Source organism: Burkholderia vietnamiensis LMG 10929 (assembly GCF_000959445.1).
Lineage (GTDB): Bacteria > Pseudomonadota > Gammaproteobacteria > Burkholderiales > Burkholderiaceae > Burkholderia > Burkholderia vietnamiensis.
In genome coordinates, this window is the sequence record NZ_CP009630.1 from 1166151 (window position 1) to 1179322 (window position 13172).

Consider the following 13172-nt stretch of genomic DNA (forward strand, 5'->3'; position numbering starts at 1 on the left):
GGCAGGAAACGGAATGCCGATTCTGCCTGAACGGCGCGCGGCCGGCGCATGCGCGGCGATGCGCTGCGTACGCCCCCTAGCGAGCCGCCGTCGCGCCGACGCCCACCGCCGCGACCGCATTCGCCCGGCGTTGCGCGAGCTGCTGCGCGAACCGGTATGCGGTGAGCGAGCCGGCCACGGCCAGCAGCATCGGCACGAGGCTGTCGTGATTCGCGCGCGTGAATTCGAGCAGCAGGACGACGGCCGTGATCGGCATTTGCATCGACGCGGCGAGAAACGCGGTCGCGCCGACCAGCGCGCAGCCGCCGATAGACGCGCCCGGCCACACGGCGCTCCACAACCCGCCCAGCACGACGCCGAGCAGCGCGCCGTTCGCGAGCCCCGGCGTCAGCAGCCCGCCCTCTGCGCCCGCGCGCAGGCTGCCCGCTTCGATCAGCACCTTCAGCACGAGCAGCGTGGCCGCGAGGCCGACCGTCAGCGTGCCGTCGAAACCGAGCGACGCCGGCCCCTTGCCGTTGCCGAGCAGTTGCGGGAAGCGCATCGCGAGCAAGCCGATCACCGCGAAGTTGACGAGCGCGAGCACCGGCAGCCACGCGCCCTTCGGCGCATCGGCGCGCGCGCGGGTCGTGAGCCGCACGAAGCCGTACGCGGCGAAGCCGAACAGCGGCCCGCAGACGATCGACCACGCCACCAGCGGCGTGCTCAGCACGAACGGCGGCACCGTGTACTGATGTTCGTTGCCGAGGCCGAGCCACGCGACGGCCGCGGCGAGCGCCGACGTGACGAGCGCCACCACCAGCGCGCGCAGCTCGAACGTGCCGACGAGCACTTCGAGCACGAACACGGCGCCGCCGAGCGGCACGTTGTAGACGGCCGCGAGGCCGGCGCCGGCCCCGCACGCGACCATCAGCCGACAGTCGGCGGGCGTGAGCCCCGCGCGCTGCGCGAGCCGCCCGGCGAGCAGCGCGCCGATTTCGCGCGGCGCGACCTCGCGGCCGAGCGGCGAGCCGAGCGCGACGGTCACGATCTGCAACAGCGCATGAACCGTGGTGCTGACCAACGGCATGCGCGGATCGGCCGCGCGCACGGCGCGCCGGATGCTGACGAGCGGCCGGCCGTAACGGTACAGCGCCCACCAGCCGCCGCCGGCGACGAGCCCGCACACGATCAGCACGCCGGCCCGCCGCAGCGGCTCGGCGCGCGTCACGCCGGTCAGAAAGCTCTCGGCGCCGATCACATGCGCGAGGTCGTAGCCGTACGCGACGTGCTGGATCGCATGCAGCAGCAGCGCGAGCAGCATCCCGCCGAAGCCGGCTCCGATACCGGTCAGGACCGTGACGATGGCGATCCGCGCGAACGGGCTGGCGGGCGGCGAAACAGGCGTGGGGGCGGACGGCAGATCGGGGCGCATGGGCAGGCGAGTCAGGATCGACGCCGCGGCGCGCACCATGCGCGCCGCTGTCAGGAACGCATCGTAGGGGCCGGCCGATCATGAGGCAAACGTCTTTTTCGAATCAACTCATGCGCTTCATGACTATATCGGGGAAACGAAGCCGCGGCGCGGTGCGCCGCGCCGAACGCGTCACGCCGGATACGTGATGCGCTCGGGCTCCCGCCGCATGATGATTTTCCCGTGGCGAACCGACAGCGTCGCCTTCGCCTGCCGCCGCACCGCTTCGTAGTCGCTGTCGGCGTCGAGCACGACGAGGCTGGCCGGCCGCCCGACCTCGATCCCGTAGCGCTCGCCGAGATGCATCGTCGTCGCGCCGTGGTCGGTGACGAAGTCGAGGCAGCGCTGCAGGTCCTGGTAGCCCATCATGTGGCAGATGTGCAGGCCGGCGTCGAGCACGCGCAGGATATTGCCGTTGCCGAGCGGATACCACGGATCCTTGATCGAATCCTGTCCGAAGCACACGTTCAGCCCGGCGCGATCGAGTTCGGCGACGCGCGTGACGCCGCGCCGCTTCGGAAACGTGTCGAAGCGGCCCTGCAGATGGATGCTCTCGGTCGGGCACGACACGAAGTTCAGCCCCGCGCGCTTGAGCAGCCGGAACAGCTTCGAGCAGTACGCGTTGTCGTAGGAGCCCATCGCGGTGGTGTGGCTGGCCGTCACGCGCGCGCCCATCCCGCGCACGCGCGTCTCTTCCGCGAGCACTTCCAGAAAGCGCGACTGCGGATCGTCGGTCTCGTCGCAGTGGACGTCGACGAGACAGCCGGTGCGCTCGGCCAGCTCCATCAGGAAGCGGATCGAGCTGACGCCCTGCTCGCGCGTGTTCTCGAAATGGGGAATCCCGCCGACCACGTCCGCGCCGAGGTCGATCGCCTGCTCCATCAGCGCGCGGCCGCCGTCGAACGACTCGATGCCCTCCTGCGGAAACGCGACGATCTGCAGATCGATCAGCCCGCGCGCCTCCTCCTTCACTTCGAGCATCGCCTTCAGCGCGGCGAGCGTCGGGTCGGTAACGTCGACGTGGGTGCGCACGTGCTGAATGCCGTGATCGCGCAACATGCCGATCGCCGCATGCGCGCGCGCCTTGGTGTCGTCGTGCGTGATGGTCGCCTTGCGCTCGGACCAGCGCTCGATCCCCTCGAACAGCGTGCCGCTCATGTTCCAGGCCGGCTCGCCGGCCGTGAGCACCGCATCGAGATGAATGTGCGGCTCGACGAGCGGCGCGATCGCGAGCCGGCCGCCCGCGTCGACGTCGTCGGCGTGGCCGGGCGCGAGCGGCGCATGCTGCGCGTCGATGCGGGTAATCGTGTCGGCGTCGATGCCGATCGTGAACAGGCCGTCGCGGCCGCGCAGGCGCGCATTGATGACGTTCATGTGGGTCCAGGCGTGAAGCGGCCGCAGCGGGCCGCGGGTGGGAACGGGTGAGCGAGATGCCGCGTCGCGCTCAATGGAACGTGTGGATCGTCAGGCCGGTCGCCGCGCGCATTTCGTCGTTCGTCACGTCGCGCACGTGCTTGCCGAAGGTCCATACGTGCCGGCCGGGATCGCGCGCGCGATACGTGCGGTCGCCGTAGAACTGATCGGCCGGCGGCTGCAGGATCTCGGCGCCGGCCGCACGCGCGCGCTCGCAGTGCGCGTCGATGTCGGCGTCGTCCGGAAGATGCACGTGGACGTGCTGGGTATTGCGGCCGCCGGTGTCCTCCGGCGACGCGATGCAGTCGGCCCAGGCGCCACCGACCATGACGAGACCGTCGCCGAACGTCATTTCCGCGTGCGCGATGTCGCCGGCCGGCGTCATGACGACGATCGCGCGCTCGAAGCCGAACGCGTGCTCCAGCCAGTCCAGCGCGCCTTTCGGGTCGCGATAGCACAGCGCGCTGCTGAGGGAAGGTCGGCGGGGCGTGACCATCGGAATCTCCGGATCTCGGTATGGGCCTGTGCATTGTCCATGCGCACCGCGCGCCGATCAACTGCTCGCACCGGCGAGCCTGCATGTTGTCGATTTGCGACACGCCGCACACCCAGCCGGCGTCTTGCGGAGCGCATCGGCGACGAAAACGCGTATGGTTCCGCGGCTGCAGCGATTTGTGAACTCCGTGTGACACACTTTTGCGTAACTCGCAACAGTGTCTCCGGACGGCCGTCGCGCGAATCGGGCGCGCGCGCCCCTAAACTTGCGCCGAACTTTGGTCATCCATCCACACGCAGGAGCTGTCAGATGAAGAAAACCCTCGTTGCCGCCGCATGCACGACCGCGCTGTTCGCGCCGCTCGCCCATGCACAAAGCTCGGTCACGCTGTACGGCCTGATCGACGCCGGCATCGCCTATACCAACAACGCGGGCGGCGCATCGCTTTGGCGCATGACGAGCGGCACGATCAACGGCAGCCGCTTCGGCCTGAAGGGCTCCGAAGATCTCGGCGGTGGCCTGAAGGCGCTGTTCGTGCTCGAGAACGGCTTCAACGTGAACAACGGCGCGCTCGGCCAGGACAGCAAGCTGTTCGGCCGGCACGCATACGTGGGCCTGAGCGAAGCCGGCTACGGCACGCTGACGCTCGGCCGCCAGTACGACACGATGGTCGACTTCGTCGCGCCGCTGTCGGCGACGTCCGGCGACTTCGGTGACACGGGCTTCGCGCATCCGTTCGACAACGACAACCTGAACCACTCGGTGCGTATCAACAACGCGGTCAAGTACACGAGCGACACGATCGCCGGGTTCAAGGTCGGCGCGCTGTACGGCTTCTCGAACGCGACGAACTTCGGCAGCAACCGCGCCTACAGCTTCGCGGCCAGCTACACGAACGGCCCGCTGAAGGTCGCCGGCGCGTACCTGCAGATGAACGGCACCAAGGGCTCGACCAGCGCGAGCCCGGGCGCGACCGACGTCGCGGAAGCGAAGAGCCTGAGCCAGGGCGGCTGGTCGGTCGGCGCGGACCGCATGCGTTCGTACGGCGGCGGCCTCAGCTACGTGTTCGGCCCGGCGACCGTCGGCTTCGTCTATACGCGCTCGCAGTATGACAACTCGGGTTCGTTCGGCTCGACCGGCCAGGTCGCGTTCAACAACTACGACCTGAACGTGCGCTATGCGGTGACGCCGGCCGTGAGCCTGGGCGCAGCCTACGTCTACACGGACGCGAGCGTGTCGAATCCGGACAGCAAGCACGGCACCGATCCGAAGTGGCACCAGGTCGACCTGCAGGCCGTCTACAAGCTGTCGCGCCGCACCGACCTGTACGCGGAAGCGATGTATCAGCACGCATCGGGCCGCGGCTACCAGGCGTTCATCAACACGTCGGGCGGCGCATCGACCACCGCCAACCAGATCGTCGGCACGATCGGCATGCGCACGCGCTTCTGAGCGTCGATTCGTCTGATCTGAACGCCGCCCGCAACGATGAACCTGCCCTGACCGGCCGGTTCATCCAACGCGGGCGGCGTTCATTCATGCTGCATCCGAGAATGTTGTTCCATCTGAGAAGCTGCCTGCCTGGAATCGGGGTTTTTGCGCCTGCGTGCGCTGAATAGACTGGCATCCATGGATCGAATCGCATTGCGATCATGCATCGCGATCGTCGAACCGGCCTCACCCCGTGTACAGGAGAATCTCGTGAAATCGCTCGTCGTCACCGCCGCTGCTGCCGTGCTGCTCGTCGCTCCGGCCCTGTCGTTTGCCCAGTCGGCCAAGGTGCCCGTCACGCGCGCGCAGGTGCTTCAGGAGCTCTACGATCTCGAATCGGTCGGCTACAACCCGGCACTCGGCGACGCCGGCAACTACCCGGACGATCTCATGGCCGCCCAGCAGCGCCTCGCGGCCAAGCGGCTCGCCGCGCGCGATGCGGCGCAACGCGCGTACGGCCCGGCCGAAGGCGGCGCGACCGAATCGGGCGTGGCGGCGAAGCCTTCGCTGTAACGCGCATCAAACGACGCCGCGCCCGCACGATACGCATCATGCGGGCGCGGCACGGCGCACGGCTTCTACACGACGCCCCGCAAGCGATGCGAGCCGCGCAACCCACACAGGGCAGGCGTTCGCCGCTCGTGCAGCACGCTCAGGCTTCCTGCGGCTCGCTCTCGCGCGCGATCGCCTGCAGCATCTCGACGTCGTGCGCGATCATCCCCGGCACCTGCGCGCGCAGCATCTCGACCCAGGTGCGCACCTTCGCGTCGACGAAACGGCGCGACGGATACAGCGCATACACGTTCATCTTCTGCAGGATGTGGCTCGGCAACACGCGCACGAGCGTGCCGTCCTGCAACGCGTCGATCGCCGAATACAGCGGCAGCATGCCGATGCCGAGGCCGTCGCGGATCGCGAGCGCGAGCGACTCGGCCGTGTTGGTTTGCACCGGCCCGGCGACATGGATCTGCTCGACGCCGTCGGCGCCTTCGAGCACCCACTCGTGCGTCGGGAACGCCGGCGTGCAGAGCGTCAGGCACGCGTGCGCGCCGAGATCGGTCGGATGCTCCGGCGCGCCGTGGCGCGTCACGTATTCGGGCGACGCGCACAGGATGCTGAAGGTCGAGCCGAGCAGGTGCGACACGAGTTCCGAATCGGGCAGCGACGACGCGGTCACGACCGCCATGTCGCTCGTGCCGTCGAACAGGTCGGGCATCCGCTGCGACAGCGACAGTTCGATCGACACGTCCGGATACTGCGCGTGATAGCGCGTGAGCGTGGGCATCACGTAGTGATGGCCGACGCTCGCGAAGCTGTGCATGCGCAGCACGCCCGCCGGGCGCTCGTGCGCACAGCTCGCCTCCTCCTCCGCGCGATCGACGTCGGCGAGAATCTGGCGACAGCGCCGTAAATAATTTTCGCCGGCCGAGGTCAGCGCAAGGCGGCGGGTCGAGCGATTCATCAGACGAGTGCGCAGCCGCGCTTCGAGCTCGGACACCGCGCGCGACATCGCGCCCGTCGTCGAGTTCAGCGATTGTGCGGCGGCAGTGAAACTGCCTGTCTCGACCACGCGCGTAAACACGCGCATGTTTTGTAGCGTATCCATTCCTGTAAGCCACCTGTAGCAGAGCCGTCATTTTCCTCCAGCGGGTGCGACAGATTGTTGCCACGCCAGCAACTATCGTTTCCCTGCAACTGCGTTAATGCACACGCGCGGCGCTCCTACAATCGGTGCCTCATCAGTCGACTGGTCCTGTTCGGCCGCACGACGGCACCGCACGGACCCCTGCCTTTTCATGAAGCCACAACCTGCGATCGAGCAACCTCCCATCGAACCGCCACGATGGAGCACCTGGCTCGATCCGCTCGGCAAAGCCGCACGCGACTGGGCGACGAGCGACGGGCTGATCTGGCTGCACCTCGCCAAGACCGTGCTCGCCGCGCTGCTCGCGATGGGCATCGCGATGCGGCTCGAGATGTCGCAGCCGCGCACCGCAATGACCACCGTGTTCGTGCTGATGCAGCCGTTGTCGGGGATGGTGTTCGCGAAGAGCTTCTACCGCGTGCTCGGCACGGCGGCCGGCCTGGTGGCCGCGTTGGCGCTCGGCGGCCTGTTCGCGCAGCAGCCCGAGCTGTACATGGCCGGCATCACGCTGTGGATCGGCAGCTGCATCGCGCTCGCGGTGCGCAACCGTCACTTTCGCTGGTACGGCTTCGTGCTCGCCGGCTACACGGCCGCGCTGATCGGCCTGCCCGCGGTGATGACGCCGCAGACGCTGTTCCAGTCGGCGCTCACGCGCGCCGCCGAAGTCGCGCTCGGGATCGCCTGCTCGGGCGCGGTCAGCGCGCTGATCCTGCCGCTCAGTTCCGCGAAGGCGTTGATGCGCTCGCTGGCCGCGCGTCGCGTGAAGTTCGCCTCGTTCGCGGCCAGCGCGCTGTCCGGCGAGCTGGCGCGCGGCGACTTCGAACGGCGCTTCGCCGACTTCGTCGACGAGATCGTCGGCTTCGAGGCGAACCGTGCGTTCGCATCGTTCGAAGACCCGCACATTCGCGCACGCAGCCGCCGGCTCGCGCGGCTGAACAGCGAGTTCATGAACGCCTGCACGCGGCTGCACGCGCTGCACCAGCTCATCAAGCGCCTGCGCGTGAACCAGTCGGACGCCGTGCTCGGTGCGATCGCGCCGCACCTTGACGGCCTCGCGCAGCGGATCGCCGCCTTGCGCGACGAGCGGCAGCGCGGCATCACGACGACGACCGGCGCGCTGCTGGAACTGCGCCGCTTCCACGCGGCGCTGCCGAAGGCCGCACGCGCGTCGCGCCGCGCGATCGAGGATCATGCGGCCGGCGGCCTGCTCGATTTCGATACCGCGATCGAGCTGATGTATCGCTTCATCGGCGAGTATCTCGGCTATGCGGACACCAACGCGTCGCTCGACCGCGACGATCACGCGTTCGAGCGCTCGGTCACGCACTACGCGGTGAAGACGAATTCGTTCTTCGTCGGCTTCGCGTTCCTGCGCACGCTCGTCGCCGTGGGCGCGATGAGCGCGTTCTGGATCGCGTCGGAGTGGCCGAGCGGTTCGCTGGCCGTGATCTCCACGGCCATCGCGTGCGCGTTGAGCTCGACGTCGCCGCGCGCGCCGAAATTCGTCGCACAGATGAGCGTCGGCGCGGCGTTCGCGACGGCCGTCGGCTACGTGTGCCTGTGCTACGTCTATCCGAACATCGACGGCTTTCCGCTGCTGTGCGCGGCGCTCACGCCGGTGCTCGGCCTCGGCGCATTTCTCGCGATGCGACCGGGCCTGTCCGGCTACGGGATCGGGTTTGCGGTGTTCTTCTGTCTGCTGGCCGGGCCGGACAACGCGATTTCGTATACGCCCGAGTTGCTGATCAACAACGGCGTCGCGGTCGTCGTCGCGCTGCTCGCCTGCTCGATCATGTTCGCGGTCGTGTTTCCGACGCACATGCCGTGGCTCACGTCGCGCATCGCGCACGATCTGCGCCGCCAGGTCACGCTCGCCTGCGAAGACACGCGCGAAGGTCTCGCCGCGCGGTTCCAGTCGAGCACGCATGACCTGATGGCGCAGCTGCGCACGCTGCTCGTGAAGCGCACGCGCCAGCATCGGATTGCATTGCGCTGGATGCTGTCGACGCTCGAGGTCGGCCACGCGGTCATCGACCTGCGCGACGAGATGAACGAGTTCTGCGCAACGAAGCCGCCGCAGACGCTGCACTGGACCGCATCGGTCGACGCGGTGCTGCACGAGCTGCCGCGCTTCTTCGACGATCCGACGCCAAGTCACCACGCCCGCACGCTGAAATCGGTGAATCTGGCGATCCGCGCCGCGCAGCATACGCTGCATGCGTGGTACGCGGTGCCCGACGAGCGCCACCGCATGCAGCGCATCATCGGCTGCCTGCACTTCCTCCGCAGCGCGCTGCTGGACAAGGATGCGCCGTTCAATCGTCACTACGGCTGAAGGCGGCGGAAACCGTGTCGGCTGCGACGGCGATCGATGCGCACGCAACCTCACCCTTGTTGCGATTGGAAATAAGCTCTACACCCGCGGTGATTAATCTTTAGGCACCGCGAGCCTATAGTTTGGTCACTGCCGGCGACGCCGGTACTGACCCAGGAGAGCCCCAAATGAAGCCGCTGTATCTCGCCGTCGTTGCCCTGTCGCTCACCGCTGCCGTCGCGCACGCCCAGCCCGCCCCGGCCGACGGTGCACAGCAACCGGCGAACCGCGCCGAAACCGTCGAGGCCGCAGGCCGTGTCGATCGTACGCAATCGAAGCAGGAAGATCCGAACGCCTGCGTGGGCCCCGTCAGCTTCTGCAACGTCTACTTCGGCAGCTGAGCATGACGCCGCGTCGTCATGGCCCGGCCCGCCGCGCGCGCATCGTCCGCATTGCCTGCGCGCGCGCCCGACGAGCCGGCCGATCGCTGCAACCGCATTGCCCGTCACGCCGCTTCGATTGAAGCGGCGTGGTCGTTTCAGGCCCGCCGCCCTGGGCGCCACATCGCCTCGCCTCGCCTCACCTCGCGCACCGCATCCAGCAGCCGTCCCGCCACACCGTCACCCTGCCGACGCGATGAACCCGCCGTCGGGCGCAGGATGCGGCACGTACCAGCCGAAATACACTTCAGCCTCCACGATCCGACCATCGCGCACGCGTAATCGCTCCGCGTTCCGGAAGCGCTTGCCGCTCGTCGTGTCGGCTTCATAGACGACGAACACGTACTCGCCGTGCACGGCGACGTCGACGAACCGGAAACCGGCGAGCAGCGCGCTGTTCGGCCAGCAACGGGCCAGATACGCGTCGCGGTCGAGCCGGTTGTCGAGCGGGCTGGTGAAATGGAAATCCGGCGCAATCAGCGCTTCGATCGCGTCGCGGTCCTTGTCGACGTACGCGCGGTAGCTCGCGCGTGCAACCTCACCGGGGTCGTCGGGCATCGTCGTTACCTCCGAAGAAAGCCGGGGCGAACGCAACGGCCGTGCGTCGCCCCGAAAGCATCGGGCAGACATCATGCGGCAGCGAGGCCGCAGGCCCGCGCCGCCGCGATTGCCGGGTCGCGGGCGCGCGGGCATGATGTGGGCCAGCGTGCCGGCTGAACGCGCAGCGGTTGTCGCCGCGCGCGACCGGCATCCTGAGCAATCCGCGTGCCGGCGCGGGCCGTCTACGTCACCGAATCCATGTCACTACGCGCATTCAGAACGCTGGTCGCGATCGCCCGATACCGGACCTTCGCACGCGCCGGCGAAGCGATCGGCCTTACGCAATCGGCGGTGAGCCTGCAGATCAAGGCGCTCGAAAGCGAATACAACGTCAGGCTGTTCGACCGGTCGCGCCGTCAGCCGGTGCTGACCGAAGCCGGCAACATTCTGCTCGCGCAGGCCGAACAGGTGCTCGCGCTGGTCGACCGGATTCCCGATGCGCTCAGCGACGAGAAGAAGCTCGTCGGCCGGCTGCGCATCGGCGCGATCCAGACCGCGCTGTCGGGCCCGCTGCCCGATGCGCTGCTGGCGCTGCGCGCCGCGCATCCGTCGCTGCGCGTGCACGTGTCGGCCGGCATGTCGGCCGAACTCGCGAACCGCGTCGCCGCCGGCGAGCTCGACGCGGCGATCACGACGCGCCCGGTGCGCCCGCACCCGCCCGCGCTCACGTGGACCACCTTGTACGAAGACCGCTTCTGGCTGCTCGCGCCGCCGCACGCGACGCAGCGCGACGCGCGCACGCTGCTCGACGCGCTGCCGTTCATCCGCTTCGACGCGCAGGCTTGGGCCGGCCGAATGATCGCCGCCGAGCTGCGCCGCATCGGCGTGCGCGTGCGCGAGCAAATGGTGCTCGACAGCGCGGAGACGATCGCACGGATGGTCGCGCGCGGCCTCGGCGCGGCGATCGTCGCGCTGCCCGACGCGACGCTCGCGCGGCTGCCGCCCGTCACGCGCCTGCCGTTCGGCGAGCCGCAGATGGGCCGCGAGGTCGTGCTGCTCGAACATCAATCGCGCCCGGCCGAGCGCTTCGCGCGTGCGCTGGCGGCCGAAGTCACCGCGTCAGCGATGAGAATTTCTCATTGAACGCCCGATAATTAACCATTATTGCTGCTGGATCGGCGTGCTAACTTGGCGGCATCGTCACTCTTTCGATCGCCCGCCGTCATGTCGCCTGCCCGCTGGATTCCCGCGTCGCCGTGCTTCGCCGCCTGCCTGAGGGCGCGCCGATGATCGGCCCCGTCCTGCTCGCGCTCGCGCCGGTCGCGCTGCTCGTCGCATTCGGCCACGGGCTGCGGCGCACGGGCTTCATCGGCGACGCGTTCTGGCCGCAAGCCGAGCGGCTCTGCTATTACGTGCTGCTGCCCGCGCTGTTCGCGCACGGCCTCGCGAATGCGCGGCTGCAAGCGCTGCCGGTCGTGCCGCTCGCCGCGGCGCTGGTCGGGTCGACCGCGGTCGTCGCGGCGCTGGTGCTGCTGGTTCGCCGGTTCGTGCAGGTCGACGGCGCGGGCTTCACGTCGGTGTTCCAGGGCGCGGTGCGCTTCAACAACTATGTCGGCACGGCGCTCGCCGCCGGGCTGTTCGGCGCGCGCGGGATCGCGCTCGCGGCCGTATGCGTCGCCGCCATCGTGCCGACCGTCAACCTGATGTGCGTGCTGGTGTTCGCGCGCTTCGGCGCGACGCGACTCGGCGCATGGGCGCTCGTGCACCGGATCGTGTCGAATCCGCTGGTCGTCGGCTGCGCGCTCGGGATCGCGATGCAGGCGGGCGGGATCGCGTTTCCGCCAGCGATCGAGCCGGCCGTGCGCGCGCTCGGCGCCGCGTCGATGCCGCTCGGCCTGCTGTGCGTGGGCGCTGCGCTGCGGTTCGACGCGGCGCGCGGCTGGATGCAGCCGATGTGTATCGCGTCTGCGTTCAAGTTCATGGCGATGCCGCTCGCGACGCTCGCGGCCGGCAGCCTGTTCGGGCTCGGCGATGCCGCGCTGACGATCGCGCTGCTGTTCCAGGCGCTGCCGACGTCGTCCTCGTCGTACATCATGGCGCGCCAGCTCGGCGGCGATGCACCGCTGATGGCAGGCATCACCGCGTTCCAGACGATTGCGGCCGCATTCGCGATGCCGGTCGTGCTGGCCGCGTTCGGCGCGCTGCCGATGTAGCGCTGAACGGTCGGCGGGTGGAGGGCGACGGGTTGTCGCCGTTTCGCCGTTTCGCCGTTTCGCCGTTTCGCCGTTTCGCCGTTTCGCCGTTTCGCCGTTTCGCCGTTTCGCCGTTTCGCCGTTTCGCCGTGTCACCGTATTGCCGTGCCGCGATGCCGCGGTGCTGCGGTGCTGCGGTGCTGCGGTGCTGCGGTGCTGCGGTGCTGCGGTGCTGCGGTGCTGCGGTGCTGCGGTGCTGCGATGCTGCCGTATGCGATGCTGCCGTATGCGATGCTGCCGTCGCGGTGCTGCGGTATCGAGGCGCTACGGAGCCGCGGGCGCCTGCGGTGCTACGGGCTGCGTCGTCTGTCGCACATCGCCGCGTCAGCCGCCGCGCGTTCGCGCGTGCGCCCGACGTCGGCGCGCGCCAACGCTTCCGACCGCGAACGCTCGCACCGCTTCCGCCAATCGCCAATCGCCGCCCGCCCCACCGATGCAGCCGCACGCGCGCCTGCATACCCCCAGCGGCGCCGATGCGCGCCCGCTTCTTCTCGCAGCCGCGCCGAAAACCGCCTATGGTGAATGGAGCGTGTCGGTGCATGCGTCGCGCACGACCGTCCGACCGTCCGACGCCCGCACCGGCGGCGCCGGCGCCGCGTTCCGGCGCCACGCCCCGCAATTGCGCGCACGCCCGGCCGTGTGCGCGATTGTGCCGCCCACCGGACCATCAGGAGGTATCCATGAAAGCCGTGCTGCTCGTCAGTTCCGCCCTGCTCGCCATGGCGTCCGTTTCGGCGTCGGCTCAAGGCTCGATCACCAAAGTCGAAAACGGCGCGCTCGTCGCCGCGAACGGCATGACCGTCTACGCGTTCGACAAGGACAAACCGAACGCGGGCACCAGCGCGTGCAGCGGTCAGTGCGAAGCGCTCTGGCCGCCGTACAAGGCCAGCGCGACCGATGTGCCGGTCGGCCCCTATACGATCGTCAAGCGCGACGATGGCAGCCCGCAATGGGCATACAAGGGCAAGCCGCTGTATTTCTTCTCGAAGGACATGAAACAGGGCGACCGCAACGGCGACAACTTCAAGAACGCATGGCACGTGGTCGCGCCGTAGGCGCCGTTCGCGCGCGTTCGCCGCGCCCACACGGGCCGCACGCATGAAAAAGCCCGCGCCGATCGTCGCTCGGCGC

At 68.9% G+C, this 13172-nt stretch carries 12 protein-coding genes; 7 read left to right on the forward strand and 5 right to left on the reverse strand.

The features are described 5' to 3' along the window. Positions 1–76: 76 nt before the first annotated feature. The 3 genes from AK36_RS05280 to AK36_RS05290 form a co-directional block, all read right to left on the reverse strand. Positions 77–1411 carry a chloride channel protein gene (locus AK36_RS05280; protein WP_041494290.1) on the reverse strand — a complete coding sequence of 445 codons (1335 nt, stop codon included), beginning with the start codon at positions 1409–1411 and terminating at the stop codon, positions 77–79. A gap of 171 nt (positions 1412–1582) precedes the next feature. After that, the gene (gene codA, locus AK36_RS05285) at positions 1583–2824 is read right to left on the reverse strand and encodes a cytosine deaminase (RefSeq protein ID WP_014724931.1); all 1242 of its coding nucleotides are present in this window, start codon (positions 2822–2824) and stop codon (positions 1583–1585) included. Between the two features lie 70 nt (positions 2825–2894). Next, positions 2895–3359, reverse strand: coding sequence for a VOC family protein (locus AK36_RS05290; protein WP_014724932.1), 465 nt, complete (start codon positions 3357–3359; stop codon positions 2895–2897). Between the two features lie 309 nt (positions 3360–3668). Between AK36_RS05290 and AK36_RS05295 the strand changes: the two genes are divergently transcribed. Together AK36_RS05295 and AK36_RS05300 are read left to right on the forward strand one after the other, a co-directional pair. After that, complete coding sequence (locus tag AK36_RS05295; RefSeq protein WP_011882157.1) at positions 3669–4811, forward strand: porin; 1143 nt, start codon at positions 3669–3671, stop codon at positions 4809–4811. 249 nt (positions 4812–5060) lie between these two features. Continuing rightward, positions 5061–5363, forward strand: coding sequence for a DUF4148 domain-containing protein (locus AK36_RS05300; RefSeq protein ID WP_034193520.1), 303 nt, complete (start codon positions 5061–5063; stop codon positions 5361–5363). A 139-nt stretch (positions 5364–5502) separates the two neighbouring features. Here the strand turns inward: AK36_RS05300 and AK36_RS05305 are convergent, their stop codons facing one another. After that, a complete protein-coding gene (locus AK36_RS05305; protein ID WP_011882155.1) occupies positions 5503–6456 on the reverse strand; it encodes a LysR family transcriptional regulator in 954 nt (317 codons plus the stop codon). A 190-nt stretch (positions 6457–6646) separates the two neighbouring features. Here AK36_RS05305 and AK36_RS05310 point away from each other — a divergent pair, with 190 nt between their 5' ends. Both AK36_RS05310 and AK36_RS05315 read left to right on the forward strand, forming a co-directional pair. Further along, positions 6647–8830, forward strand: a complete 2184-nt coding sequence (locus tag AK36_RS05310; RefSeq protein ID WP_011882154.1) for an FUSC family protein — start codon at positions 6647–6649, stop codon at positions 8828–8830. 167 nt (positions 8831–8997) lie between these two features. Continuing rightward, positions 8998–9210, forward strand: a complete 213-nt coding sequence (locus tag AK36_RS05315; RefSeq protein ID WP_011882153.1) for a hypothetical protein — start codon at positions 8998–9000, stop codon at positions 9208–9210. A gap of 219 nt (positions 9211–9429) precedes the next feature. Here the strand turns inward: AK36_RS05315 and AK36_RS05320 are convergent, their stop codons facing one another. Next, a complete protein-coding gene (locus AK36_RS05320) occupies positions 9430–9807 on the reverse strand; it encodes a nuclear transport factor 2 family protein (RefSeq protein ID WP_011882152.1) in 378 nt (125 codons plus the stop codon). A 240-nt stretch (positions 9808–10047) separates the two neighbouring features. Here AK36_RS05320 and AK36_RS05325 point away from each other — a divergent pair, with 240 nt between their 5' ends. From AK36_RS05325 to AK36_RS05335, 3 genes are all read left to right on the forward strand, one after another. Continuing rightward, positions 10048–10932 (forward strand): LysR family transcriptional regulator, encoded by an 885-nt coding sequence (locus AK36_RS05325; protein WP_011882151.1) that lies wholly within the window; start codon positions 10048–10050, stop codon positions 10930–10932. 143 nt (positions 10933–11075) lie between these two features. Beyond that, positions 11076–12002 carry an AEC family transporter gene (locus AK36_RS05330; RefSeq protein WP_045578032.1) on the forward strand — a complete coding sequence of 309 codons (927 nt, stop codon included), beginning with the start codon at positions 11076–11078 and terminating at the stop codon, positions 12000–12002. 719 nt (positions 12003–12721) lie between these two features. Further along, on the forward strand, positions 12722–13096 hold the full coding sequence (locus tag AK36_RS05335) for a COG4315 family predicted lipoprotein (protein WP_034193518.1): 375 nt from the start codon (positions 12722–12724) through the stop codon (positions 13094–13096). The last annotated feature ends 76 nt before the right edge of the window (positions 13097–13172 follow it).